Here is a 24,768-nt window from a genome sequence, read left to right on the forward strand (position 1 = left end):
GTGCAAGCTCGACCCGTTCAAGACCTATATCGACGAGCGCGCGGCGGCATGCTGCCCCGCACCGGATCCCGGCGCCGGCAATGCTCCTCGAGCTTCGCGGTCGCGGCTACACAGGCGGGCTGACGCAGCTTCGCGCCTATCTCGCCAGTCTGGTGCCAGCCGGCCCGGCCGCGCCGCCGGTGCGCTTCGAGACCGCGCCTGGCGAGCAGATGCAGGTCGATTGGGCGGTGATCCGGCGGGGTGCCGACCCGCTCTCGGTGTTCATCGCGGTGCTCAGCTACAGCCGCTATGCCTATGCCGAGTTCGTGACCGATGAACGCGTCGAGACGCTGATCGCCTGTCATCGCGGCGCATTCGCTGCCTTTGGTGGGGTGCCGCGCCAGCACCGCTTCCATCCCGCCTTGCTCGACTTTGCCCAGCACTGTGGCTTTCGCCCGCGGCTGTGCCAGCCCTATCGCGCCCAGACGAAAGGCAAGGTCGAGCGCTTTATCCGCTATCTGCGCGGCTCGTTCTGGGTGCCGCTCGAGAGCCGGCTGCGCCAGGGCGGCCTCGGCGTCGACGCGGCCACCGCCAACGCCGAAGTCGGCGGCTGGCTCGCTTCGGTCGCCAACGTGCGCACGGTGGGCGGGATCGGCATCGTGCCGGCCGAGGCGCTTGGCTCTCACGATTGTGAACAAGCTGATCAGCCGTTGATTGACGGATATAGACGCAGGCGCTGCGCTGGAGATGCTCAGCCGTGATCTTGTTCATGGCCGCCCTCCGCGCTTCTGACGTTGACCAGCGTCTGCGCGATCTCGCGCATCAGACCTTCCAGAGCACCCCGCAACTCGATCATTCGCCTCGGGCACGGCGTTACGCACGGTGGCTCTGTGGCGAACAGACTTGGTTGGTGAGTTGTCGATTTGCGAGCCACCATCAGCTGTCTCCGTTTTTGATTCGGTCAGGAGAAAGCTTAGAAGCGCGTCGACTTCGGCGCGCATTACGCGCAGGATATCGAGTGGAAAGCGCGGCGGACCGTCGGCAACCTCGAAACGGGATGCTGCAGGTTCCGTCATCCAGGCCGGCAAGGTGGCAAACGAACCGTTGGGTTGTGAAACAACGATGTACTCGACGCCGGCGTATTCGAGCCGACGTCTGATCTCTACCATCTCGCCGAAGCGCGGATGGAAACGATAGGTGATCCGGCCTTCAGCCGGATGTTCGTTGGCAGTATGTCGCCATTCCGAGCACAATCTGGATGATGCGGATATCGAGCAGTTGGGCCGACAGCATCACCGTGCGATCCTTGGCGCCTTTGCCGTTCCGGACCTGGAGCAGCATCCGGTCGCTGTCGATATCGCCGACCTTGAGGCTCACGACCTCCGATACGCGAAGTCCGGCGGCATAGGCTGTGGTCAACGCCGCCCGCGCCTTCAACGACGGCACCGCTTCGAGAAAGCGCACCACTTCGTCAGCGCTCAAGACCGCCGGCAGCTTGCGGGGCATCCGTGCATAGGCAATCCGCCCGGGTATCTCTCCCCGGTTCAGCGTCACGCCGTAGAAAAAACGCAGAGCGCACACGGTCTGGTTGAGCGCCGGCCAGGATATCCCCTGTAACACGAGATAGACCTGAAACGTCCGGACATCCTCGAGCCCAAGCCGATCCGGCGAGCGCCCGAAATAGCGGCTGAACTTCGTGACGGCGTGCAAGTACGACCGTTGCGTCGCCGGCGACAGGTTGCGAAGCATCATGTCGTCGATCATACGACGGCGCAGCGGGCACACCGCTGTCGTGGTGGTATCAGCCATGGGATGGTCTGCTGGTCAGGGGTTGGTCTTCAGCAACCAAACCTTCCCATCAGGAGGCCATTCCAGCCAATACTCACGCCTCTCCCGCGTCCGCGGGTTCGTTCAATCCCTCGAATCCCTCGTCGATTCAAAACGGTCGAAAACCGCTCTAATGGAGAGCCGCCGTACGCGCGAACTTTGCCTCGTCGCAGCGACTAAGATACCAGACCAGCAATTCGCGCTGACAGCCAATCCCCAAACGCTGATATGCACGCTTGCGATATGTCATCACGGTTTCTTCGCCGATATTGAGATCAAGCGCGATACCAGCCGTCGATATGCCGAATAGGATCCGCGAACAAACTTCTATTTCGCGGCTTGAAAGAGGGATATCGGCCGATTGCAGGATCGATTCGATGAGCGGCAGCGAGGTCAGCACGGTGGAAATATCCACTTTGCTGTCGACCAGATCGATGTGCCGCCTGACGAGAGCCATCAAGGATTGCGAGTACGAGGCCAAATGGTCCATCTGATGCTCAGAGATTTCACCTTGCCTCAGCGATCGCAGCACGCTCAGGATGGCGAAACCTTCGTCGTAGCGCCCGCAAAAGAGGATGCGTTCGCCAATCTCCGCCTCGCCATACAACATGTTGCGAACCGCAAAGCCCGAAAGATCCTCTACCCGGGCATAATGCATCGCCGCGCAGGATTTATCGGCCGACCCGGTCGCCTGGGCCATCATCGGGTCCGACCGCCAATAAGCGCCGGACAGATAGATCGAAAACTGTCGCTGAGCGGTGTCGGTACCATCGCAACTGATGGCCCCGAACGGCGACAGTTGCCGCTCGCTCAAAAGCCCAAATGCGCAGTGCCTGGCCCCGCATATCGATGCGAGCGCCTCCATCAGGCCGTGCCCGAAGTTGCACCGGCCCAGCGACGAGATCAAGCCGGGTAGCAAGGGTAAATCAGATCGAACCGAATCTCGCCGATCCATGCGGCCCCTCTCAATCATCGCTCTCCCAAGCCCGGTATCGTCTTGGCGCCCCCGGTCTTTGAAGGCGCCGCTAAGAGCTTTGTAGCGGAATACCACAGGGGAGAATCGTGCGCAACCTGTTCTCGCGCGGTTATGCGACGCCATCCGCGTCGGTTCGTCGCGCATCGTTGGGGAGCGCTCGTCGCGGCAGTGTGCAGATCGGCGGACTCAGGACGTAGATGAAGTGCCGGCTGACGCGGTTGCAGCCATTGCTCCTTCAAGTCCGGGCGAGCCGGAACAGTTCGATCGCGTTGGCGGAGAATATCCGCTGCTTGTCGCTATCCGGAAGGGTGGCATCGGCGACATGTTGAACCGATCTGCACAACAGATTGTCCGGATCGTGCGAGAGCGGGTAATCGGAGCCGAGCATAACCTGGCTGCTGCCGAAAGACCTCACTCCGAACTCGATTTCGAGCGGCGACTGCCAGATGCCGGGAGCGGTATCGAAGTAGACGCGCTTGAGCAGTTCCGGATAGTCCCGGTCCGGAACGTTGACCAATGGGCCACCCTGGTTGAGGAACAGCCTGCGAAAGGTCATCGGCAGGCTGCCGCCGAGATGCGGGAAGATGAACCTCAATCCAGGAAGATCGTCCAGAATGCCGGAAAACAACACCCTGGCGACACAGAGATTGAGATCGCCGGGAATGCCCACCGAACGCTCGAGATTCCATTGGCCCAGGTTCTCGCAATTGGAACACCGCCAGCTCGGATGCACGAAGACCGGCAGATCGAGCTCCGCGGCCACCTCCAGCAGCAGCCGGAAATCCGGGTGATCGGGAAAGCGGCCCTGGTGAATGGTTGTGATGTTGAGCGCGCATAGTCCCAGGCCACGAGCCCGCCGAATTTCGGCCACCATTGCCTTATCCCCATCCGGCGGCACCGAAATCATGCCGGAAAAGCGATCGGGATAGCGGGCGACCACTTCGGCGGTGCCGTCATTGATGATCTGTGCCGCCTCGAGCGTCATCCAGTCCTGATAGCACGCCGGCGACAGGATCGCATGGTCGACGCCGGCAGCGTCCATGTTCGCCAGTTGCGTCATTGGGTCGCACCAATATTGCGGATCGACACGCAAATAGACGAACCCGGTTTTACTGTCAGCAAAGGTTGCGATGGCACCCTCACGGGCAACGACAACCCCCGGTGGAACCAGCGCTTCCGCCCGATCCATATAGGCCCGTGGGATGAAATGGTGATGGATATCGATCTTCACAGCAAAAACTCCGTACCCGCAGACATCTGTTCGCTCAGTGTGTCAGAAGAAACGGATCGTTTCGCCGCCTATGGCCAGGTGTTCTCCGATAATCGTGGCCTGGCGATCAATCATCGAAACGGTCGTTCGCGACCGATCTATGAATTTCTCCTCATCGGGGATAAAGACCTCCTTGAACACCGGCAGGGAAAACAGCTCCTTGCGTTGTTCTATGTTATCGTACCAGACCTCGGAAAAGCCGTCGAACGGGAGCGGATCGGCGTCAAAGGCCGTATTGGGCCGGATATGATGCTGGATATATCGGCGCAGATAGCGTCGGCTGTCAGGCGTATCCCGCAAGAGCGGCCCATGCACATTGCGCCAATGGTCCGAAAACTGCTCCCCGGTCAGGCCCGGCAGGCGCTTGTAAAAGCTTAGCGTGATAATCATCGAATTGCTCGCTTCCCGTGAGATTTTGCCCATGTTCCGGCTGTGATGCGGGCATGTGCCTACGCGAAGAAAGCAATAAACCGGCACTCGATGCTCGATCGCGGATTGACTTGCGCGCCCGCTGGCGCGCGAAATGGCGAGTGCGGGACGAAGCAGGCCCGCGACGGGTCCGAATCATATCCCTTGAACACCAGCAGTTCATCCCGGTTCATATCGGAAAAATAGTACCACCGATGCCCAGGGTTATACTTGACAACCTGCGATTCGAACTGGATGCCGATTCCGTGAGGAACCGGATAGAAATCGGCCGGAACCAGATCGGCCGGATCGACCGAGCGTGGGTCACAAACCGCGAGCACTTCGTCGTGCGGAGGCGTCGAAGTCGCACGCCAGGCCTGATATATGGCGAACCGGCTGAAAGGCTCGATTTCCCTGATCCCTCCCCAGGCCATCGCAATCCACCGGAAGTAGGTCGCGGACGCGGCGGTAAAGTCCAGATGGGTGAAGCCGGCGGGCTTGGAAATGCTCTCCTGATCCGACGCGGCGGAACGCCGGATGACAGGGCCATTGCGCAGGGGGATGATGTCCTGCCCGCCGACCAGTTCTTTCACGAAGGGGGCCAATTCCTGCAGGTAGGCATCTTTCAACTCCCGGGAATCGGCATCCGAGATTGTGGCATGCTCGGCATGGTGCTCGACCAGCGTGAAGCCATCCTGCTCAAGATCGAGCCCGGCCCTGAGTGGCCGCGCATCGTTGACCGTGATCTTGCGCGCCTCGAACTTGACCGTCGAACGTCCGCGGCCGGAGACATCGATAACCGCCCTCTCATCCATCGGAATGAGATAGTTCACGCTGGCCTCGATGGCATCCAGCGCCTTATCGTCCAGGCTACCGATCATTGCATCCACCATTGTCTTACCCCCGCAGGCCGCAAGCGGCATTAGGCTCGATCCCAAGGTTCGCTTTCGAGGCAGAAGCCAGCTCAACCTGCTGAGATATCCAGCCCTGGATGAGCGGCGCCACATGTCTGGGAACGGGCATCCGCCTGCAACGATTCCTCCGATAGTGCTACCAGGCGGGGAAGGAAAGCCAGTCCCCGCCTGGGGTGACCACGGCAGCGATCGCGCAGCGGGCGAAATAATCCAAGGCGCGCAAACCGCCCCTGATTGTCGCGCAATCAGACAGCTAGGTTAATGTCATATCAAGGGGGTTGGCGCGAGTGATCGCGCGCGCCCTTTTTGCGTCCGGTAATGGCCGGCGCCTGCTGAGGAGATGCACAGTATGATCCGATCGATCGTTACCGCGTGCCTTCTGGCCGCAGCCGCCATGGCGGTTCCCACGATCGCGCAGATGCCAAGAAAGTGCCCGGCAAGGCCGATCCGAGCCGGGTGGCCGCGGGCACCTACAAGGCCGATACAGCGCACACCCCGATCCTGTTCTCGGTAAACCATCTGGGCTTCAACATGTATCACGGCATCTTCGGCGATGCGTCGGGCACGCTGATCCTCGATCCCGCCAAGCCTTCCGCCGCGAAGGTCGATATAGAAATCCCGATAGCCGGCATCACGACCACCAGCGCAAAGCTGACCGAACATCTGAAGAGCGCCGATTTCTTTGACGCGGCCAAGTTCCCCACGTGGCGCTTCCAATCGACTGCGGGTCAGGCCAGCGGCACCAGCGCCACGATCACTGGCAACCTCACGCTGAAGGGCGTGATCAAGCCCGTGACGCTGAACGCCAAGTTCACCGGCGCCGGCAAGGGTCCAATGAATCAGCTGGAAACCGTCGCGTTCGAAGCGACCGCTACCATCAAGTGTAGCGATTTCGGCGTCAGTTGGAAACCCTGATTTACCCCTCGTGTTTTGGGTGATTTTCTGATTCCATCGTTGGGGAGCGCGATGGAGGCGAAGATGTCGGAACAGCGTGGATTTTTTGATCTTGATGCGCGGTACGCGGCGCTTTCGGCGGCGGGTGATCCGCTGGAGAAGCTGGGCGGGCTGATCGACTTCGAGATATTCCGACCTGCGTTGGACGGGGCGCTGAGGCGGTCTGACGGCAGCAAGGGCGGACGCCCGCCGATGGACGCGGTGATGATGTTCAAGGTGCTGGTGCTGCAGACGCTCTATGGCTTGTCGGATGCCCAGGCCGAGTTCCAGATCCCGGATCGCCGCAGCTTTGGCCGTTTCCTCGGGCTCGACGATGGGGACAATAGGCCGGACGAGACGATGATCTGGCGCTTCCGTGAGGCTCTGGTTCGCGCTGATGCGGTCGATGCGCTGTTTGCCCGGTTCGATGCCCATCTCAAATCGCTGGGCTATCTGGCGATGGGAGGTCAGATCATGGACGCCAGTATCATCGCGGCGCCCCGCCAGCGCATGACCGACGAGGAACGTGCCATCGTCAAAGGTGGCGGCATCCCCGGTGCATGGAAGGAGAAGCCCGCCAGGCTGGCACAGAAGGACCGCGATGCGTGCTGGACGCTGAAGCGCGGCCGCCGCAAGAAGGGGCCGGACGGCAAGCTGCTGATGGCGCTCGCGACACCGATGTTCGGCTATAAGTCGCATATCGGCATCGACCAGCGGCATGGCTTTATCCGGACATGGAAGGCGAGCGATGCCGCCCGTTACGATGGCCGCGAGCTGCCCGAGCTGCTCGATCCGGCCAACACTGGCGGTTCGGTCTGGGCGGACACCGCCTATCGCAGCCAGAAGAACGAGAGGAAAATTGCGCGCGCCGGCCGCGTATCGAAAATCCACTTCCGCAGGGCACCGGGCAAGCCGCTTCCGCCGCAGCGTCAGCGTGCCAATGCCGCCCGCTCCAAAATCCGCTCCGCCGTCGAGCATGTCTTTGCCACCCAGAAGCACAGGATGTGCCTGTTCATCCGCACCATCGGCATCGAGCGGGCCAAGACAAAAATCGGCCTCGCCAACATCGCCTTCAACTTCAAACGCTTCCCCTACTGGGAACAGAAGATGGCGATGATCTGAGCCGGACCGCCGGGCACCGTACCCTGAACCAATCACGCCACCGAAAACCAAAGGCATCCAGCCGAAAATCATCGCCAGATCCGCACGCTCCCGCCGCTCGCCCGCGATCATCGGCCACAGAGTGGTAAATCAAGGTGTCCAGTTACGGCGTCCCGTTCGTGCCGGATGAAGTGCCGCTGCTGATCAGCGTGGCCTTCGAAAGGTCCAAAGCCTAATCGAAGCGCTCGCGGCGGCGGGCAACCGCTGCTATGGGCGCGGCATGAACGATCCGACTACCATTAGTCGCCTCTACGGCCGACTCGCGGGCCATGCCCTGCGCGTCGGCCAGGCGCCCCTATTCGAGCGCCTCATGCCCGAGGTCGAGGTTCCAGCCTCCAGGCCGCTGGATGCCGCTACACTGTTGGGCGATGACCGTCCGCTCGAGCTTGAGATCGGCTTCGGCTCCGGCGAACATCTCGCCGGTCAAACCACCGTCCGCCCCGATCATGGTTTCATCGGCTGCGAGCCGTTCCTCAACGGTGTGGTCGGCGCGCTCGCCCATCTCGATGAGCGGCGTTTGAAAAATGTCCACCTCCACATGGGCGATGCACTCGAAGTGCTGGAACGGCTGCCGGAGACCTCGCTCGACCGCGTCTATCTGCTTCATCCCGATCCCTGGCCCAAGGCGCGCCATGCCAAGCGCCGGTTCATGGACAAGGGCCCGATCGACCTGATCGCCCGCAAACTGAAGCCGGGTGGCCTTTTCCACTTCGGCACCGATCACCCGATCTATTGTCGTTGGGCGATGATGGTGATGGTGATGGGCCGGCGCGACGATTTCGAATGGCTGGCAAAAACGCCGCAGGACTTCCGTGTCCGACCCGAAGACTGACCCGAAACCCGCTACGAGAAGAAGGCCCGCCGGCTTCGCCATGAAGTCTGGTATTTCCGATACCGGCGCCGTTAGCGCGATAAAGCAAGATTTTCCCGTTCAGACCCATCATGAATCGATTCGGCCGCTGGCGGCAACCACCGCCGATTCCAGTCTTGCGCCAAAATCAGATCGACCTCGCGGACGTCGGCAATTGTAACGGCTTCGAGCCGTCGCGCGCCGGCGCGCTTACACAGAATATCGGGCACTCTCGAGCCGGATCGTGACAAGCGCATGAAAGGCAGCTGGTCCTGCCCCTGTTGGAGCGGACCTCAACTCAGTTTGATCGGCATTTGCAGATAGCCCCGGCATATGTCGTCCCAGACTATCGAAATAATCTTCGACATCGGCTCGATCCGACCAGTACGAAATTACGAACCGGTCCGCCTCCCCCGTCAAGGCTTCGACGGCGTGAACGGCAAGCGCCCCGGATGCGTGGGCGGCATCGAACAGAAAAGCCGAACGCACCGCGACATCCTCGCCCGAGGAAACCGAACGATGGCGCGCGACGACGACGAATGGAGCATCTGAAAGGCTTCGATCGGACATGATCTAGGCAGCCTGCTTCTTGCTTATGAACAGTGCTTCCACGTCGGAAAGGTCCAAATCACGTCCCTGTGCGACCTCTCCCCGCTGATGGGCAGCGATCGCTTCCAATACAGTGCGGCGCCCTTCGACAAGTGCCTTGTCGACCGGAGCCAACATCTCTCGCGTGCGATCGACCCGCCCCTGGCTTTCCAGGACGCAAAAATCCTCGGCCAGCGTGTTGAGCACAGTACCGTTACCAACGAAGCCGGCGAAACTCTCGCCACGCTCCATCGCGTCGCGGTCCTGCCCCCAACCCCACAATCCCTCGGGCGTCCGCGGCCCCTTGTTGCGGATATTCTGGTAAAGATCGTCGAAGTCTTCGAGTTGACCAAAGTTCGCCAGACCGAAACCTTCAGGTTTCAGCGGAGCGTTGCGATTGTAGAATATTTGCCAGGCCAGCGTATGCTCGTCGTCGATCGGCACGGCTATGTGGATCGCCTTGTCCTCGAGCGGATCAGGTGAAACGGTGTGGTGCTGGAAGAACGGCAAAATGAACCGGAAATGCGTGTCCTTCGCCGCATCACAGTTCGTATGATCGAAGCCGTAGGGCGTGCGCCGGACCAGCATCTCCGGGTAATCGTACCTGAGTCCGCTGCTGGTGCTCAGCTGATTATCGGAGAAATAGACTTTGCTGCGAAAAGACGCGCGAACGGTATCATTGTGCAGGATTTGCGCATGAAATACGTCCCATAAGGTTTCAAGCGGCGCGAGCCAACCGCAATGCAGGGTCATCGTGGCTGCAATCACGTGATCGTCTGGAAGGTCGGTGAAAGAGAAATGGCGGAAAGCCGGCGCTTCTCCCCGGCCCAGCCATGTCCAGATCATCCCCTGTCCTTCGCGCACCGGATGGGCACCAGTGCCGATCTTGTCGAGCCGAGCCGATGGCGGATGCGTCGGCGCCTCCAGAAGCTCTCCAGACGGCGAGATCTGCCATCCGTGGTAAATGCAGCGCAGACCGCAGTCTTCTACCCGCCCCAGCGCCAGCGATGCGCCTCGGTGCGGGCACTTCTCATCCACGATTCCAACCGTACCATCGGGCAGGCGGAACGCCACGAAAGTCTCGCCAAGGATCTTGAACAATCTGGGCGATTCGCCAGCTTTCAACTGCGACGACCGCATCACGGGTATCCAATATTGCCGCATCAGTCCGCCGAGCGGCGTTTTGGGCCCCACTTCCGTCAACAGACGATTATTCTCCTCGGTCAGCATAAGCCCTACTCCTTCAGTCGAAATTCATGCGCACCATGACGCCATAAGTGCGCGGCGCGTCGGGAACGGCCGTATCGCCGAAGCGCTGCGGAATGATCTGGTTGTAGTAATGCGCATCCGTCAGATTGCGACCATAAAGCTTCACGCCCCACCGGCCGTTGGCCGACGTCCAGCCGAGCGAAGCATTCACCAGCACATAGTTATCCTGCCTGGCCCTGTTCTCGGGATCAAAGAAGAAGCCATCATTGTAATAAACCGATCCGGTAACGTCGAAATCGCCGATCGTGGCCGGGATCTTATACTGCGCGTTGAGGTTCGCAGTGAACGGCGGCGTATAGATCGTATCATTTCCAGACGCATCGATGGCAACTTGGCTGGCTCCCCCGCCGGGTAGCGGAGTGAACGCCGGTGCCGCCGGGAAGCGCGTGTAAGTGCCGTCCAGATACGAAAGTGAAGCCGACAGGCGGAAGTTGCGATCTGGCACGAACTCCAATTCCGCCTCGAGCCCCTTCACGTCGCCGCGGGCCGCATTTATCAGAACACTGGAGCCGAGTACCGGCACCTGCAACTGCACGTCCTTGAACAGGTTATAGAAGATTGACGCGTTGAAACGAAGACGCCGGCCGAACAGCTCGGATTTGAAGCCAAGTTCGAAAGCGTCGATAATTTCAGGACGCACAGCCGGTTGAGTGGGCGCAGGGGCAGAGAAGACACCGCTCTTGAATCCACGCGCATATTGAGCGAACACCATCAAATCGCGGTCGAACTTGTGGTCGAGCGAGACCTTCCAGGTGGGCTTGCTGAATGTCGCGTGCTGATTCACTGGCGCTCCGAAGGTTCCATTCACGGCGTCGACACCGTTAATGCTGCGCTTGTCCGACGTATAGCGCGCGCCGAGAATCAAATTGGTCTGCGGCATTATCTCGACCGTGCCTTGCGCATAGCCAGCATAGGACGTGCTCGTCTGCCGCGAAAAGCGCTGAATGGTCCGGCCGCCAGCTGTGCTTCCGGTCAGCGTCAGGGGATCATAGGCCGAATTGTCATGAAAATAGAAAGCGCCAACGATCCATTGAAATGCGGCGTCGCGCGGCGCGAGCAGCTGAAGTTCCTGCGTAGTAGCGCGCGCGTATTGGTCAAACACCGCCGTCGACAAGTTGGCGGGCGTTCCGTCCTGATCGAAGTTGAGGATCAACTTGACGTCGCGATGGCTGGTAATGCTGACGAACTGGAAATCGCCGAAGTCATGGCGCACCTGCAGATTGCCGCCCCACTGTCGTGTCGTGCCGTCTACGTCGATCGTGTTGTTGACGTTGAAGAAGCCTGGATAGCCGATGCCACCGCTCAGCTGCTTCCCTTGCAGCGCCCGCAGCGCCGGATCCAGCACCGGGTTGTTACGATTATAGTCGCCGCTGAGCGTGACGGTCGTGTCGCCGAGATCGAGCAGCCACTTGCTGCGGATGCCGATCTCATGGCCCTTGTAAACTTCATTGCCGGTCGCGAGGTTGCGACCCCAGCCTTGGCCCTGGTGCATTCCATAGACTGAAAGGTCTGCCGCGAGAGTGTCGGTGATCCCGGTCGTGGCATAGAACTGGCCGACAACAGTCTCATAATTGCCGTAGCTGAGACTCGCCTCCATGGACGGCGTCGTCGAGGGATTTTTGGTGATCACCTGAATGACGCCCGCGGCGGCATTGCGGCCGAACAAAGTACCTTGAGGCCCCTTCAGCACCTCGATCCGCTCAATATTGCTGAGCGAGAATACGCTTGCGGCCAGGCTGGCGGTATATACACCGTCGATATAAAGCGCCGCGGCCGATTCATCCCCCGGTGCCGTGTTGCGGTTACCGATGCCGCGAATGAAGGGAGAGACCGATGTTTGCTGCACCGACATCGAAAGCCCCGGCACCGAGTTCTGCAATGACGTCGTTGTCGTGACGCCGCTCACCTCCAAAGCTTTGGAGGTCAACGCGGTAATGGCGATTGGCACTTCTTGCAGCCTTTCCGAGCGACGCTGAGCAACTACTACGATATCCTCCACGCCTCCTTGCGCTTGGACCGCACTGCCCGCGCTGTCAGCGCTTGGTGCAGCTGAGGTTTCCTGGGCCGACGCCGCAGATGCGATGCCGAGTGCTCCAAGCGAAATCTGGCAAGCAAAAATAATCTGCCTATAATTCTTCATCACCCGCCCTCTCCCCGCGCGTTCTGAACGACACGCCCGATATTGTAACTTTGATTTACTAGCTCGAACGCCTGGTGCAGTGCTGTCCCCGTGGACGGGGACTGTCGGGCTCAGGATGTACAAGTGCAAATGGCCCCCCTCCCGCCGGAGATGAGTGGATCGGATTCGATGATTTTGCAGTTCGCGTAATGGAGGGAGAAAGGCGTGCCAGCATCCGTTGTGGCTCTCGCAGCGAGCCAGTCGCAAACCGACGAACCCGCGGTGGCAGATTCGCGTGGCACTTTTAGCCAGGCACGCCGCATCTATATAGCGGTCCTCCTGACGCTCGCCATGAGCATCAGCTTTGCCGATCGCTACGTGCTGGCGATGTTGATTCAGCCGATCAAGGCCGAGCTTCACTTGTCCGACAGCCAGGTCGGTTTGGTGACGGGCTTCGCGTTTTCCGCCTTTTATGCCGTATTCGGTCTGCTGATAGCGCGTATTTCCGATCGTGGCTGGCATCGTGCCGTCATCCTGGCGTCCTTGTTCGTATGGAGCGCGATGACCTCCCTAAGCGGCTTCGCCGTCAACTTCTTTCAACTGCTGCTGGCACGCTTCGGTGTCGGGGCAGGTGAAGCCGGTGTCGCCCCTGCATCGCATGCCACGCTGGCACAGCTCTTTACGCCCGAAAGTCGTAGCACTGTCCTGGCCTTTTTCAGTGCCGGCGGACCGCTGGGTATCCTGACCGCCTTCGCCGTCAGCGGCCCGCTCGAATTGGCGCTGGGTTGGCGGTGGACGTTCATCGTGATGGGCATTCCAGGGGCGTTGCTTGCCCTATTGTTTGTCTGCACCGTTCCTGCACTGCCAACCAGCGCGACGGTAGAGAAAATAGACGCGTCCTCGGCCAGGAACGTGGGGGCCGTGGCGCTCCTGTCGAATCGAACCTTTGTTTATCTGCTGGCATCGATATCGTTAATCGCTCTCCTCGCATTTGGCATCCCCCAATGGCTTCCCGCCTTCTTCGAACGCTCATTCAACGTCTCCAGGGCAACGCTCGGCCCTCACCTAGCCTTGACCCAGGGATTTGGCATGTTGATCGGAATGACAGCGGGCGGGTGGCTCGCGGACCGCCTTGCGCGACGTAACCCGCGTTGGCGGATGCGATTGGTAATGATAAGCGTTGTCGGTGCGGTTCCTTTCGTGATGGGGACACTCGTTCTGCCAAGCTATTCGCTGGCTTTGACCTGTGCGGGATTCGCGGCATTGCTACTCGGTGTTACCGGGGGACCAGTGTGGTCGGCGGTGCAGGAGGTCGCGCCAGCAGAGGGACGTGCGACGGCAGCTGCGCTGGCTATGATGGTAAGCTCCTTCCTCGGATTGGGGCTCGGACCATTGCTCATCGGCATTGCGAGTGACCTATTGGTTGCGCAAAATGGGCAAGGCTCCTTAAGGCAAGCGCTGATCATCGTCAGCGCCATTGGTTCCACGGCGCTCGTGATAGCCTTGAGAGCGACGCTACTCCGGATCGAGCGATCGGCATCGGCCCAGGCCGTGGGGACGAACGTGGCTGGGTAGAGAATGCCCTGTCACCAAATTCCAGGCCCGATGCGATGCCAAGGGCCGTCCGCTCGGCCTCCTCCTGACACCGGGGCGGGCGCATGACATTCAGGGCTTCGGCGCCCTCTTCCGCACGATCGCTGACAAGATCGAGGCGCTGCTGGCCGATGAAAGCTATGACGCCGATGTCATTCGCGAGAACTGGCACAGGGCCGAAGTCGAGGCTGACATCCCCGCCAAGAACAACGGCGCGAACCGGTGCCGCATGACCGGACGAAATATAAAAAGCGCAACGAAACATAGGTGCCTGATTACCATGAAAGAATAAACGTATGAGTTCCAAACATCCCAAGATCAACCGAAACCCGGGCAGATTCGCAGCGCGAGGATCGAATTCGACTTCGCGTTAAGTTTGCAGCGCGTACGCCATAACTGTCGAAGAATGGCGACAGCGGAATACATCCGATATCCCGATAGGTGCCATCGGGATATTGCGGCTTATCAAGGTGCAGTCCCAATGCGAATTGCCGCGCAAACATCAGATGCGCCCCGTTACACGCACCTCGGGTTCGCAGGAAAAAAATGGCGCCTGCGGCGTTTGACCGCCGGGGCCACCCGCACCCATATTCGAGAAGAAGGAGTTCGACATGAAGATTGCTTCAGGAGTTTTGGTGACCGCAGCGGCCGCCCTGCTCGGTGTTGCCGCCAACTCGGCGGCATGGACCGAGCAAGGCGCGCCTCCCCCGAAGGCACAAGTGCGCGCCGGGAACTACAAGGCAGATCCGCATCATTCGCAGGCGATCTTTTCGGTTTCCCATTTTGGCCTGACCGACTTTTCCGGGCTCTTTTCCGGTGTGACCGGCAGCCTGAAGCTCGACCCCGCAAGCCTCGCGGCGACGAAGGTCGACGTCGCACTGCCGGTCGCCTCCGTATTGACCACCTCCGACAAGCTCAACGAGGAACTGCGCGGCGATCAGTGGCTGGATGCCGTGAAGTATCCCAACGCGACGTTCACCTCGACCAAGGTCACGCCCCAGGGAGACGGGACGACGGCCGTGGTGGAGGGCACTTTCACGTTGCATGGCATATCCAAGCCGGTCACTGCCATCGTCAATTTCTCCGGCGCCGGCGACAATCCGATCGCCAAGGCCTATACCGTGGGATTTCGCGCCACGACCACGATCAAGCGCAGCGATTTCGGCGTGAAGGCCTATGTCCCCATGATCGGCGACGACGTGAAGCTTACTTTTGTCGGCGCCTTCGAACTGCAAGCCTCCCAATAAGCGGGACCTTCGCCCCAGCCGCGACCGGCGGCGGGGGCGAGGCTCCCCGTTCAAACCGACTTGCTCTTCAGTTCCATGTTTTCCTTGTAAAGCTGAATCAGGCTCGCGAAGGGGCCAGCAATGTAGGCCTTCAACGTTGGCATGTCTTCAGGATTCACGCCGCTCTGCGCTCCGAAATAGGCGATGATGGCATCGGAATCCTTTAGGTAGGCTCCAGGCGCGGTCTGGGCCACCGGGAAAGTCCCGCTGTCAAAGTGATGTGACAGCTCCTCTTTCTTCTGCTTCTCGGCCGCGGTACCCGGCGCATACTCGGCGATGTGCACGATATCGATCATTCCGGCTTCGAGCAGGAACAGGCGCAACTTGAAACAGAAGGGACAGCCTTGCTTCAGATAGATTTCTGGAGTGAACGAATTGGTCATGCTGCATTCTCCTTTGCATTGTCCCCCAGACTAGGGATGTCTTAACATCCGCAAACCCGCGAATTGTCGATGAGATGCATCTGTTAGGCCGATGGGAGCGCCATGATTGACGGAGTCACACTCGATCAGGTGAAAGCGTTCATCACCGCGGTCGACGAGGGCAACTTCTCCGCGGCGAGCCGCAAACTGCGGCGCGCCCAGTCGGTCATCAGCGGTCTCGTCTCAAGTCTCGAGGCCCAACTTGGCGTCGATCTTTTTGACCGTGCGGGCCGCTATCCCAGGCTGACGGCGGCAGGGATGGAACTTCTGGGCTACGCACGCGCGACGATTGCAACCGTCGATTTAATGAAATCGCGCGCGAGTGGAATGTCCTCCGGTATCGAGCCCGAACTGTCGGTCGTCGTCGATGTGCTCTTTCCGATGGACATCGTCGCCAGAGCGGCCCGCGATTTTCAGGCACAATTTCCCCACACCTCGCTGCGCCTGCGTGTCGAGGCACTGGGCGGCGCCTACGAAGCGGTTATCGACGGGCGCGCCAGCCTGGGAGTGGTCGGCGCGTTCTTCATGGATCACGCGACGCTTGCCGGAGAGCGGGTCAGTAGCGTGCAGATGACACTTGTGGTATCAAGCGACCATCCCTTGGCGTCGGTCCCCTCCCCCATCCCCAGAACCGAGCTTGCCCGTCACATCCAACTCGTTCTGAGCGATCCCTCGAAGCTGTCGGAGGGCAAGGACTTCCTCGTCCTGTCAAGCTCGACCTGGCGGCTGAGCGACCTTTTCGCCAAGCGCGCATTCCTGCTTTCAGGAATCGGTTGGGGCAGCATGCCGCTCCACGCCGTCGCGGACGATATCGAGGCGGAGCGTCTTGTCCAGTTCGACGTGGAAGAGCTTTCGCCTACGGCCCTGCCGATGCTGGCCGTCTACTCGCCCGGAACGCGCCTCGGCCCGGCCGGCCGTTGGTTCATCGACCGGTTGCGACTGTCCGAGGCGCCGGAATAAACCCCTTCAGGAAGCGCTTCGAACATGGAACTAGGTTTCTACACTTTCGCCGACATCTTCCCCGATCCCCACACCGGCGTTTCCGCGACGCCCACCCAGCGGATGCAAGAACTCCTCGAGCTCGCCCGGCTGTGCGACGAAACGGGCATCGACATACTCGGCCTCGGCGAACATCACGGATTGGAATACGTCAATTCGGCCACCGCCACGACGATCGCCGCGATGGCCGCAGCAACCACGCGCCTGCGCTTCACCAGCGCTACGACGCTGCTGAGCACCGCCGATCCCGTTCGCACGTTCCAGGAATTCACGACCGCCGACCTCGTCTCGGGCGGGCGAGTTGAGATCATGTTCGGGCGGGGCGGTTTCACCAACAACTTCTCTCTGTTCGGCTACAATCTCGACGACTACGACCAGCTCTTCGCTGAAAAGCTGGACCTTTTCGCCCAGCTCAACGCGCAAGAGCGCGTCACCTGGTCCGGCAGTTTTCGCAGCCCCCTGCGCGATGCCGAGATCGCGCCGCGGCCAAGCGCACCCCTGCCGGTGTGGATCGCCGCCGGATCGCCGGGAAGCGTGGTCCGGGCCGCGATGTTGGGCTATCCGACTGCCGTGCCCATCATCGGCGGGACATTCGACCGCTATGCGCCGACCGCGGAACTCTACCGCCGGGCATGGCGGGAAAGCGGCCATGAGAGCCCCCCGCGCCTCGCGATCTATTCGCACCTCTATTTGGGTGAAACGTCGCAACAGGCGCGAGAGGACTTTTATCCCTACTACAATTGCTACATGCAGCCATTCATCCGCCGAGAGGTTGGCAGGCAGCAATTTGCCGGCATGTTCTCGCCCATGGGGCCGCTGGTCGCAGGCAGCCCGCAGGAAGTGATCGACCGCATACTGGCAATCCGCGAACTGACGGGTGCGACGCGCTATGTCGGCCAGATGGACATTGGCGGAATGCCCTTTGCGATGGTTGCCCGCCTCGTGGAACTGTTCGCCGCCAAGGTCGCACCGGTGGTCCGCAAGGAAACCGCCGCCTGACGCGGCCCAGCCAAGGCCCTAACCGCCCAACCGTTCCATTGCGGGCCCGACGACATCCGCGACGGCCTGAATATCAGCGTATTCGACCGCCTGCGTGATCTTGCCGCCCTCGATCGTCAGGAAGAGACACAAGTTGTTGATATAGGGCACGCCATCGAATGTCTGCGCACGGCACTCGACGCGGCAGACGATCCTATTGCCGCTTCCCAGCGTCTCCTGGACGCGGGCCTGGACACCAGCCGGAAAGACGCGTTTCATGGCGCCGTAAGCTCCGAGCATGTCCCCTTTGCTCTTCACGCCAGCGGCGGCCCCACTGCCCATGATGGTGAAGACCAGGCCTTCGTCTGTCACGGCTGAGAGCCTGTCGGCATCGAGATTGGACATCGATTCGATGAACCGATCCAGGATCTTCTGGTTTTCAGTGGTTCCTGCCAAGTAATCCTCCATCGTCAATCGTTAACGGGCAACCGATCAGACAAAGCTGTGCCGCAGCTCGCCGATTTCGCTGATGAACAGCCGCAACTTGCTGCCGGGCTTGATGAACGTCGCCGATTCAAGGCCCGTGCCGGACGGCGTTCCGGTCAGGATGACATCGCCGGGATAAAGCGTCGTGCGGGCGGTTGCTTCCTCGATCAATTCGCCGATCGGGAAGATCATGTTCCGGGTGTTCGAATTCTGCATCAGTTCGCCATCGACCCACAGCTTCATGTCGAGGCTCTGGGGATCTGAAACATACCGTGCCGGGACGATCCAGGGGCCGAGCGGACAAGACCCGTCGAAGCACTTCTGCGAATACCAGTCCCAATACATGGGTTTGCCCGGATCAAAGCCGGACCGGATGGCATAACCCCTCGCCGAAAGGTCATTCGACACCGCATAGCCGGCAACATAATCACGCGCATCGGCGGCAGAGACCTTGAAAGCCTCCCTGCCGATGATGAGCGCCAATTCGATTTCCCAATCGAGCCTCGCCTCGTTTTCGGGGATCGGAATGACCGCGTCCTGGCCCACCACCGCATTGCGTGATGACTGTACGAAGAACCACGGGCGCTCGCCGACCGCTTTCGGGTCAACCGAGCCCATGCCGACTTTCTGCGCACCGGAAATGTGATCCTGATAATTGCCGCCGGCGCCATAGATCTGCCCCGGACAAAGCGGCGCCTTCAGAACGGCGCTTTCGAGCGGAATCCCGTCTTCCTGAGGGACCTTGCCCGAGCGCCCGGCGAACGATGCGTCGGCAGCGTCCCAATCGGCCAGAATACCCGGCACCGTGCCATACTCGGGTTTTCCGCTCAATTTCTCGGCATCGAAGATCTTCGCGTCGATCACAATGCCGGCCCGATCGCGGCCCTGTACGACATATGTCACGATCTTGTAGCTCAAACTATCCCCCGCGGTCTGGTGTTCGGCCATTCCAAGCCCGTTGCAGTTCAATCCGACAGACGGTCGGTCAGGTATGCAGGACCATGGAAAACATGTTGCTCTTGTCGAATGGAGGAATTTCCAGGCCCAGCAGAAGCTGAACATAGGTCGTTCCGAACATTTCACGCTGGGCAGTCGGGTGGACGCGGACGCCCAGGCTGTCGCGGAAGTAGCGCTGCAGCGGGTTGGACTCGAAAAGCACTCCGCCGCCCGCAGCCTCCATGATCTCTGTCAGCGAGCGGAATGCCACCACGATGCTGTCGGAGCCATCGACGCGGCCGCGAATGCTCGAGAGTCTGTCCAGCTTGTGGCCCTGCAGTATCGTTTCATACATGTTCCGCCAGTTCGCGGTCATGCGGTCCTGGGCCCTGTCGAGATTGCTGATTGCGTCGAAGATGCGGAGTTGGACGAAGGGGCTGGTCGCCACCTGTGCGCCCTTGCCGGCAAAGGAGACGCGGGTCTTCGCCGCTTCGATGAAGGCATTGATCCCGCCGCGTGCAATTCCGAGCGCAGTAGCAGTGACCGAGAGGTTGAAGACCGACCAGAAGGGAAGCCGATAAAGTGGCCGGTCGTTCACCGCGAAGCCGCGTTCCGTACCCTGGTATACGTCGACGGACGAATGGGTCCGATATTCGGGCACGAAGGCATTGTCGATCACCAGCGTGCGGCTGCCTGTCCCTTTAAGGCCGATCACGTCCCAACTGCCTTCTTTCAGAACCCAGTCGGACGCAGGCACCAGAAAAGTGCGATATTCGTCCTCGCCGTCCGGCGCATCGACGATCTTTCCGCCCAGCAGCGCCCATCCGGCATGCTCCACGCCGCTGGAATATTGCCACTCACCGGAAAGCCGGAAGCCGCCCTCGACACTGACGACCGTGCCGGTGGGAGGATAGCTGCTCGATGCCCGCGTATCGGGACCGTTGGCCCAGAATTCGCTCTGTGCCCGGTCGTCCAGCAGGGCAACTTGAAATGCATGGACGGCATAGAAGCCCACGACCCAGCCCGTAGCGGGGCATTCCTGGGAGATGCGGATGCAGGCCGTCATATATGACAGCGGATCGCATTCCATGCCGCCGTATTGCAGGGGCACGACCGCACGGAAAAATCCGGCCTTGGTGAGAGCTTCCAGGGATTCGGGATGAACCTTGCCCAGAGCCTCAACCTCCGACGCATGCGCCCGCACCACCGGCAGCGCCGCCTCCATATCCCGAAGCAATTTTGCTCCGGCTTCCCTGGCACGATCGGCATAGGAAATGTCATTCCTGTCAATAACTGCGGTCGCCATTACACCATCTCCCAACAACTTTTGCGGCCCTTCCAGGTCAATCAGACGCGACAACACATAGACCATGGATATCCCAGCGGCTGTCCCCCTGCTCGGGGGTCAAGCCCGGGGCCAGACGAGAACGAATGTCACTCCTCTGCTGACCAGAATGGGCTGGCACTATTACCGTATACCCCCCTGAAAGCCTCGGAGCCAATAGGGCCGGCAGGCGTTTCGATGTCCATCCGGGCACGCATTTCCCTTCAGGTGGCAGGAAAATCGGGATACGTCCCCGGATACCGGCTCGACATCATGCGGCTGTCATCCGTGCCTGCACCTCCGGATCAATCAAACGCGCAAAGAGTTCTGCAGTATCGTTGTCCAGATAGGCGTACTCGCCCTTGATCAGACCGGTCTCGGGATCGCGCACCACGATCGCGGTGAAATTCAGTCGCACGACGTGGCCCGAGGCGTCACGATGCTGCAGGGCGCGAACCCATTCGGCGATCACCTCCCCACTTTTCATGATCGTCGAAGAACCATCGGTTCCGGGCACGGGTTCAAGCGCCCGCATCACCTTGAACATCTCCAGATAGAACTCGCGAAGCAGCGCCTTGTCCCGGATGCACCAGCCCAGGGGATGAAGTTCATAGTCGGGACTGCCGCATACGGTATCGAGAGTGCCCTCAATATCGCTGCGAAACTCGGCAGCCGCGTGCGCCCCGACCAGTTCGTCGAACTTGTCGGCGGGAACCGCCCCTTCCCGCCCCTGATGACCTTTCGCGCCCATTTCCATGTCCGGCTCTCCCTTTCCTTTTCTTTGCGGGCGCCCGCGTTGGTTATCCGGCCGGTGTGAACCCGTGTTCTAATTCGCCGATTCCTTCGATCCACATGCGTATCCTGTCGCCGGGCTTGAGGAAGTTGCCTGTCATCATGGCGACGCCCGAAGGCGTGCCGGTCATGATAACGTCGCCCGGATGCAGCGTCACGCGCGCGCTGACCTCCTCGATCTGTTCCCCAATGTCGAAGATCATGTAGGAGGTGGTCGAGTTCTGCTTCAGGTCATCGTTGACCCACAGCTTCAGGCCCAGGTTGTGAGGATCCGGGATATAGCGGCTCGGCACTATCCAGGGCCCCATCGGGCAAGAGTGGTCAAACCCCTTTGCGGCCAGCCAGTCATAGCGGAACGGCGAATCTGGAGCGATGTTGGGCCGGGCCACGAAGTCACGGGCGGACAGGTCATTGACGATGGTATAGCCCGCCACGTAGTTCATGGCGTCGGCGGCCTTCACGCCGCTTGCCTTGCGTCCGATCACGACCGCCAGCTCGATTTCCCAGTCCACCGCCTTCGACCAACTGGGCAGCGGATTGGTGGTGCCGTGGCCCACAATGGCTGATCGGCTTGTCTTGGGAAAGACCCAGGGGCGCCCGCCTTCGATCGTCTTGGCGTTCACCGCCTTGAATTCGCTCTCTCCCATCTCGTCGATATGCTCGGAGTAGTTGGCGCCGGCCGCCCAGATCTGCCCGGGATAGAGGATCGGCGGCAACAGCTTCGCGTCGGCGAGGGAACCAGCGTCAAGGCTTGCCGCATCGGGCGTGAAGGCCGCCAGCCGCTCGTCCGCCTCGGGCCAGTCGGCAAGAAGCGCCAGCATGTCGGCATGTTTCGCGTTGCCAGTGAGCGCGGCTGCGTCGAACAGCCTGTCTCCAACGGCGATGGCCGTGCGTGGTCCTTCAGACGTCTCGCGGGTAAGCAATCGATATGTCATGGCTTGCTGATTCCTCTCTGCGCTTCCTGCGCGTCGCTCATCGAGCTTGGTTGCCGAAAATTGTTATACTGGTCAATTAAAGTCCGACACGCCGTGGCCGGCGGCGCCCGACGGCGATCCGTGCGCAAGGAAACCTTGGCGATCGCGGCCCGGGTATGTATCGACCGCGTGCGGGGCGCCCCGAAAATGGGAATGGTATGCCGCCGGTTGCGCGCCCGGAGGAACATGTCTTGAGCAACGATATCTCCGAAACGACGCGCGCGTTCGGCCTGCCAAATGATCCGCAGGCCATTCTGAGCGGCCACATCGGCAGGCTGATACGCCTGGCCTTCCGGCAGTTTGAGATCGCCGTGCTCAAGCATCTGCGCGACCTCGGTTTCGAGGACCTTCGCCTTACGCACGTTCAGATGCTGCCCTACATTCCGGTATCCGGCATCAGGACGAGCGAAATCGCGGCCGCCGCCAACATGACGAAGCAGGCCGTTGGGCAACTCGCCAACGAAATGGAAAATGCCGGCTACATCCGCCGGACCTCCGATCCGAGCGACGGACGCGCGAAGCTCGTGACTTTCACCGACAAGGGGCTGACGCTGTCTGCCACTTATCCGATCATGCTGGCACGCAGCGAAGCGGATTTGCTGAAAGGCCTCAGTCTGGAGGAGTTCCACACCTTCAGGAAGGTCATCGCACGGATGGCCAACGTCGATCTGTCCGAATGATCCAGGGGGGCGCCAGCTTTGCGCCGAACCGTTGCCCGGTTCCCGGCGGTGACCGCTTCCGCGCTGCCGGGCCAAGTGCAACATGTCAAATGCCGACGATGGCATCGCCGCCGGCCGGGCTGATGGTCTGGCCGGTGATCATCGCAGCCTCGTCGGACGCGAGGAACGCAACGGAATAGCTGACTTCGCATGGCTCGGCCAGGCGGCCCAGAGGCACCGTATTGGCATAAGCCTCGAAAGCCGCTTCGTTTGGCAGGCTGCCGATGGTCATCTCAGTCTTGACGAGACCTGGGGCGACGGCGTTGACCGTGATGTTCCATGGCGCCAGTTCGCGGGCCAGCGATTTGGTAAGGCCCAGCAACGCCCCCTTCGCCGCCGTGTAGTGAACGGCATTGGGACTGCCCTTCATCGCCAGCATGGACGCCATGTTGATGATGCGCCCCCACCGCTTCGCCTTCATTCCAGGCACTATCGCCTTGATGCAGAAGAAGGACGCCCGCACATGCAGGTCCATCATTTCGTCGTAGGCTGCCTCGTCGATGGCTTCCAGCGGCTTGCGGTTCCCCGAAATGCCCGCGTTGTTCACCAGTATGTCGACGGCGCCCAACCGTTCCACGGCGTCCGCGATCGATCGGGCCATGAATCCGGTATCGCGCACGTCGCCGGGCAACGTCTCGGCGCTGCCTCCGGCCGCGCACACGGCGGCGGCCACCGCGTCGGCGCGTTCGGCAATCAGCTCCTGCACGATAACATGGGCGCCGCGCGCGGCCATCACCTCGCAATGGGCCCGGCCCATGCCCGATCCCGCGCCGGTGACCAGAGCAACCTTGCCCCTGAGCATATCCTCGTACCGCATTGATTCAGGAAGCCAGTTCGGGCGTGACCGCATCGGCCCGTTCCCGCTCGATCATCCGCGTGACCATTTCCCGTGCCCGCGTCGGCGCTTCGTCCACCTTGATATGGATGGTGCGTGTTTCCAGCGGCGTTTTGGCGAGGATAAGCTGTTGGGCCTCGATAATCGCCTTGTCCTCGCCGAAGGTGCGCAGGACACCCGCTTCAAGCATCTCCGTGAGAGCGGTGTCGTCCTGCCTGAACTTGCGCGGCAGGCCCCAGAAATAGTGCGTTGAGGTTTCCGTATCGGGCGTCAGAGCATTCAGCACCCACCAGCGCACGCCTGCGTCGAAATTGCCGGTCCCGGCCGCCGCCGCCTTCACTTCCACGGCAACGAAGCAGGGCGGCATGAACTTGATGTGCTGGTAACGGTCGATATTGGTCGTGAAGCCCCCCGCCTTGGCGAACAGCGCGGGCGGCGGGCAGTCGAGCATCTCGCGTGTCACTTCCACCTTGTGCGGATAAGTCGCGACCTGGGAGTCAGCTTCCGCCACCGCCGCGTTGCCGATGGTATGCTGGTGCAGAAACGTCTCGTGCGACAGGTCGAGCAGATTGTCGACCAGCAACTGGTAATTTCCCTCGACCTTGATGTAACCGAACAGCGGGGCCCAGTCCGGTTCCTCCTGCCAGTGGAAGTCCGCCGGAAGCTTCGAGACATCGGCATGGCCGGGGTCGCCCAGCCACGTCCAGACAAGACCCCATCGTTCAACGACAGGAAGAGTGGTCGCCCGGAAACGCGCGGGGATCTTTTCCTGATTGGGAATATGCGTGCAGCGGCCGTCGCTGCCGAACATAAGGCCATGATAGCCGCACTGTATGCCGTCCCCGACGCGCGTTCCCAGCGATAGCGGAGCCAGGCGGTGCGGGCAGCGGTCGATAAAGGCCACTGCGCCACCGTCCTCCTTTCGATACAGGATCAGATCTTCGCCAGCGATCGTGCGCGTGAGCATCCCGGGGCCAAGCTCATCACATAATGCGGCCACATACCAGCATTCGCAGGCGAACATCTTTCCACCCCTCCGGTTAAGGTTGGTCGTCCCGCCGTTGGATCGAGATTAGCGGATCCGACCTTATCGTCCGTGCCATTTCATGGCCCTGGTCGTCTGTCCCCTT

The 24,768-nt window shown here is 60.8% G+C and carries 23 protein-coding genes and 2 pseudogenes; 10 read left to right on the plus strand and 15 right to left on the minus strand.

Translation table 11 applies throughout. From position 1 onward, the window contains the following. Positions 1-656: pseudogene (locus RUH75_RS16080) on the plus strand (DDE-type integrase/transposase/recombinase); the annotation flags it as partial. A 532-nt stretch (positions 657-1,188) separates the two neighbouring features. On the opposite strand, the gene RUH75_RS16085 reads toward RUH75_RS16080, so the two are convergent. From RUH75_RS16085 to RUH75_RS16105, 5 genes are all read right to left on the minus strand, one after another. Further along, complete coding sequence (locus tag RUH75_RS16085; RefSeq protein WP_313807828.1) at positions 1,189-1,788, minus strand: tyrosine-type recombinase/integrase; 600 nt, start codon at positions 1,786-1,788, stop codon at positions 1,189-1,191. 148 nt (positions 1,789-1,936) lie between these two features. Then, positions 1,937-2,713, minus strand: a complete 777-nt coding sequence (locus RUH75_RS16090; RefSeq protein ID WP_313807829.1) for a helix-turn-helix transcriptional regulator — start codon at positions 2,711-2,713, stop codon at positions 1,937-1,939. A gap of 304 nt (positions 2,714-3,017) precedes the next feature. Further along, positions 3,018-4,013 (minus strand): amidohydrolase family protein, encoded by a 996-nt coding sequence (locus tag RUH75_RS16095; protein WP_313807832.1) that lies wholly within the window; start codon positions 4,011-4,013, stop codon positions 3,018-3,020. 42 nt (positions 4,014-4,055) lie between these two features. Continuing rightward, a complete protein-coding gene (locus RUH75_RS16100; protein WP_313807834.1) occupies positions 4,056-4,475 on the minus strand; it encodes an EthD domain-containing protein in 420 nt (139 codons plus the stop codon). Positions 4,476-4,501: 26 nt separating this feature from the next. After that, complete coding sequence (locus RUH75_RS16105) at positions 4,502-5,341, minus strand: CmcJ/NvfI family oxidoreductase (RefSeq protein ID WP_313807837.1); 840 nt, start codon at positions 5,339-5,341, stop codon at positions 4,502-4,504. Positions 5,342-5,746: 405 nt separating this feature from the next. On the opposite strand from RUH75_RS16105, the gene RUH75_RS16110 reads away from it, so the two are divergent. The 3 genes and pseudogenes from RUH75_RS16110 to trmB all read left to right on the plus strand — a co-directional run bounded on the left by RUH75_RS16110 (position 5,747) and on the right by trmB (position 8,375). Then, a complete protein-coding gene (locus tag RUH75_RS16110; RefSeq protein ID WP_313807840.1) occupies positions 5,747-6,289 on the plus strand; it encodes a YceI family protein in 543 nt (180 codons plus the stop codon). 63 nt (positions 6,290-6,352) lie between these two features. Further along, positions 6,353-7,429, plus strand: a complete 1,077-nt coding sequence (locus RUH75_RS16115; RefSeq protein ID WP_313807842.1) for an IS5 family transposase — start codon at positions 6,353-6,355, stop codon at positions 7,427-7,429. Between the two features lie 259 nt (positions 7,430-7,688). Beyond that, positions 7,689-8,375, plus strand: a pseudogene (trmB, locus tag RUH75_RS16120) (tRNA (guanosine(46)-N7)-methyltransferase TrmB). A gap of 516 nt (positions 8,376-8,891) precedes the next feature. On the opposite strand, the gene RUH75_RS16125 reads toward trmB, so the two are convergent. Together RUH75_RS16125 and RUH75_RS16130 are read right to left on the minus strand one after the other, a co-directional pair. Next, a complete protein-coding gene (locus RUH75_RS16125) occupies positions 8,892-10,136 on the minus strand; it encodes a Rieske 2Fe-2S domain-containing protein (protein ID WP_313807844.1) in 1,245 nt (414 codons plus the stop codon). Positions 10,137-10,149: 13 nt separating this feature from the next. Continuing rightward, positions 10,150-12,315 (minus strand): TonB-dependent receptor, encoded by a 2,166-nt coding sequence (locus RUH75_RS16130; RefSeq protein ID WP_313807894.1) that lies wholly within the window; start codon positions 12,313-12,315, stop codon positions 10,150-10,152. A 330-nt stretch (positions 12,316-12,645) separates the two neighbouring features. Here RUH75_RS16130 and RUH75_RS16135 point away from each other — a divergent pair, with 330 nt between their 5' ends. The 3 genes from RUH75_RS16135 to RUH75_RS16140 all read left to right on the plus strand — a co-directional run bounded on the left by RUH75_RS16135 (position 12,646) and on the right by RUH75_RS16140 (position 15,134). Continuing rightward, entirely contained in the window at positions 12,646-13,869 is a 1,224-nt protein-coding gene (locus RUH75_RS16135) for an MFS transporter (protein WP_313807846.1), read from the plus strand. Further along, a complete protein-coding gene (locus tag RUH75_RS23705; protein ID WP_409592383.1) occupies positions 13,862-14,179 on the plus strand; it encodes a transposase in 318 nt (105 codons plus the stop codon). Before RUH75_RS16135 ends, RUH75_RS23705 begins: the two co-directional genes overlap by 8 nt. 319 nt (positions 14,180-14,498) lie before the next feature. Continuing rightward, positions 14,499-15,134 (plus strand): YceI family protein, encoded by a 636-nt coding sequence (locus RUH75_RS16140; RefSeq protein WP_313807848.1) that lies wholly within the window; start codon positions 14,499-14,501, stop codon positions 15,132-15,134. 50 nt (positions 15,135-15,184) lie between these two features. Here RUH75_RS16140 and RUH75_RS16145 read toward each other — a convergent pair whose 3' ends face one another. Next, positions 15,185-15,556 carry a glutathione S-transferase N-terminal domain-containing protein gene (locus RUH75_RS16145; protein ID WP_313807850.1) on the minus strand — a complete coding sequence of 124 codons (372 nt, stop codon included), beginning with the start codon at positions 15,554-15,556 and terminating at the stop codon, positions 15,185-15,187. Positions 15,557-15,658: 102 nt separating this feature from the next. Here RUH75_RS16145 and RUH75_RS16150 point away from each other — a divergent pair, with 102 nt between their 5' ends. Together RUH75_RS16150 and RUH75_RS16155 are read left to right on the plus strand one after the other, a co-directional pair. Beyond that, positions 15,659-16,555 (plus strand): LysR family transcriptional regulator, encoded by an 897-nt coding sequence (locus RUH75_RS16150; RefSeq protein WP_313807852.1) that lies wholly within the window; start codon positions 15,659-15,661, stop codon positions 16,553-16,555. 24 nt (positions 16,556-16,579) lie between these two features. Continuing rightward, positions 16,580-17,593 carry an LLM class flavin-dependent oxidoreductase gene (locus RUH75_RS16155; protein ID WP_313807854.1) on the plus strand — a complete coding sequence of 338 codons (1,014 nt, stop codon included), beginning with the start codon at positions 16,580-16,582 and terminating at the stop codon, positions 17,591-17,593. Positions 17,594-17,611: 18 nt separating this feature from the next. On the opposite strand, the gene RUH75_RS16160 is transcribed toward RUH75_RS16155, so the two are convergent. From RUH75_RS16160 to RUH75_RS16180, 5 genes are all read right to left on the minus strand, one after another. Beyond that, positions 17,612-18,040, minus strand: a complete 429-nt coding sequence (locus tag RUH75_RS16160; RefSeq protein WP_313807897.1) for a nuclear transport factor 2 family protein — start codon at positions 18,038-18,040, stop codon at positions 17,612-17,614. 24 nt (positions 18,041-18,064) lie between these two features. Then, positions 18,065-19,006 (minus strand): fumarylacetoacetate hydrolase family protein, encoded by a 942-nt coding sequence (locus tag RUH75_RS16165; protein WP_313807857.1) that lies wholly within the window; start codon positions 19,004-19,006, stop codon positions 18,065-18,067. 37 nt (positions 19,007-19,043) lie between these two features. Then, positions 19,044-20,300 carry an acyl-CoA dehydrogenase family protein gene (locus tag RUH75_RS16170; protein WP_313807859.1) on the minus strand — a complete coding sequence of 419 codons (1,257 nt, stop codon included), beginning with the start codon at positions 20,298-20,300 and terminating at the stop codon, positions 19,044-19,046. A 289-nt stretch (positions 20,301-20,589) separates the two neighbouring features. Next, a complete protein-coding gene (locus tag RUH75_RS16175) occupies positions 20,590-21,075 on the minus strand; it encodes a hypothetical protein (protein ID WP_313807862.1) in 486 nt (161 codons plus the stop codon). Between the two features lie 43 nt (positions 21,076-21,118). Further along, positions 21,119-22,033, minus strand: a complete 915-nt coding sequence (locus RUH75_RS16180) for a fumarylacetoacetate hydrolase family protein (protein ID WP_313807864.1) — start codon at positions 22,031-22,033, stop codon at positions 21,119-21,121. Positions 22,034-22,242: 209 nt separating this feature from the next. On the opposite strand from RUH75_RS16180, the gene RUH75_RS16185 reads away from it, so the two are divergent. Further along, on the plus strand, positions 22,243-22,764 hold the full coding sequence (locus tag RUH75_RS16185) for a MarR family winged helix-turn-helix transcriptional regulator (protein ID WP_313807866.1): 522 nt from the start codon (positions 22,243-22,245) through the stop codon (positions 22,762-22,764). Positions 22,765-22,849: 85 nt separating this feature from the next. Here RUH75_RS16185 and RUH75_RS16190 read toward each other — a convergent pair whose 3' ends face one another. Both RUH75_RS16190 and RUH75_RS16195 read right to left on the minus strand, forming a co-directional pair. Next, positions 22,850-23,620 (minus strand): SDR family NAD(P)-dependent oxidoreductase, encoded by a 771-nt coding sequence (locus tag RUH75_RS16190; protein ID WP_313807868.1) that lies wholly within the window; start codon positions 23,618-23,620, stop codon positions 22,850-22,852. Between the two features lie 4 nt (positions 23,621-23,624). After that, complete coding sequence (locus RUH75_RS16195) at positions 23,625-24,662, minus strand: aromatic ring-hydroxylating dioxygenase subunit alpha (protein ID WP_313807870.1); 1,038 nt, start codon at positions 24,660-24,662, stop codon at positions 23,625-23,627. Positions 24,663-24,768: the final 106 nt, after the last annotated feature.

The organism is Sphingobium sp., from assembly GCF_032153725.1.
GTDB lineage: Bacteria > Pseudomonadota > Alphaproteobacteria > Sphingomonadales > Sphingomonadaceae > Sphingobium.

Excerpts from the sequence above, each read along its gene's own strand:
- RUH75_RS16190 (WP_313807868.1), bottom strand. The coding sequence starts at position 23,620 with ATGCGGTACGAGGATATGCTCAGGGGCAAGGTTGCTCTGGTCACCGGC.
- RUH75_RS16085 (WP_313807828.1), bottom strand. The coding sequence starts at position 1,788 with ATGGCTGATACCACCACGACAGCGGTGTGCCCGCTGCGCCGTCGTATG.
- RUH75_RS16185 (WP_313807866.1), top strand. The coding sequence starts at position 22,243 with ATGCCGCCGGTTGCGCGCCCGGAGGAACATGTCTTGAGCAACGATATC.
- RUH75_RS16155 (WP_313807854.1), top strand. The coding sequence starts at position 16,580 with ATGGAACTAGGTTTCTACACTTTCGCCGACATCTTCCCCGATCCCCAC.
- RUH75_RS16170 (WP_313807859.1), bottom strand. The coding sequence starts at position 20,300 with ATGGCGACCGCAGTTATTGACAGGAATGACATTTCCTATGCCGATCGT.
- RUH75_RS16130 (WP_313807894.1), bottom strand. The coding sequence starts at position 12,315 with ATGAAGAATTATAGGCAGATTATTTTTGCTTGCCAGATTTCGCTTGGA.
- RUH75_RS16125 (WP_313807844.1), bottom strand. The coding sequence starts at position 10,136 with ATGCTGACCGAGGAGAATAATCGTCTGTTGACGGAAGTGGGGCCCAAA.
- RUH75_RS16165 (WP_313807857.1), bottom strand. The coding sequence starts at position 19,006 with ATGGCCGAACACCAGACCGCGGGGGATAGTTTGAGCTACAAGATCGTG.
- RUH75_RS16175 (WP_313807862.1), bottom strand. The coding sequence starts at position 21,075 with ATGGAAATGGGCGCGAAAGGTCATCAGGGGCGGGAAGGGGCGGTTCCC.
- RUH75_RS16140 (WP_313807848.1), top strand. The coding sequence starts at position 14,499 with ATGAAGATTGCTTCAGGAGTTTTGGTGACCGCAGCGGCCGCCCTGCTC.
- RUH75_RS16115 (WP_313807842.1), top strand. The coding sequence starts at position 6,353 with ATGTCGGAACAGCGTGGATTTTTTGATCTTGATGCGCGGTACGCGGCG.
- RUH75_RS16145 (WP_313807850.1), bottom strand. The coding sequence starts at position 15,556 with ATGACCAATTCGTTCACTCCAGAAATCTATCTGAAGCAAGGCTGTCCC.
- RUH75_RS16135 (WP_313807846.1), top strand. The coding sequence starts at position 12,646 with ATGAGCATCAGCTTTGCCGATCGCTACGTGCTGGCGATGTTGATTCAG.
- RUH75_RS16105 (WP_313807837.1), bottom strand. The coding sequence starts at position 5,341 with ATGATCGGTAGCCTGGACGATAAGGCGCTGGATGCCATCGAGGCCAGC.
- RUH75_RS16100 (WP_313807834.1), bottom strand. The coding sequence starts at position 4,475 with ATGGGCAAAATCTCACGGGAAGCGAGCAATTCGATGATTATCACGCTA.
- RUH75_RS16195 (WP_313807870.1), bottom strand. The coding sequence starts at position 24,662 with ATGTTCGCCTGCGAATGCTGGTATGTGGCCGCATTATGTGATGAGCTT.
- RUH75_RS16150 (WP_313807852.1), top strand. The coding sequence starts at position 15,659 with ATGATTGACGGAGTCACACTCGATCAGGTGAAAGCGTTCATCACCGCG.
- RUH75_RS16160 (WP_313807897.1), bottom strand. The coding sequence starts at position 18,040 with ATGGAGGATTACTTGGCAGGAACCACTGAAAACCAGAAGATCCTGGAT.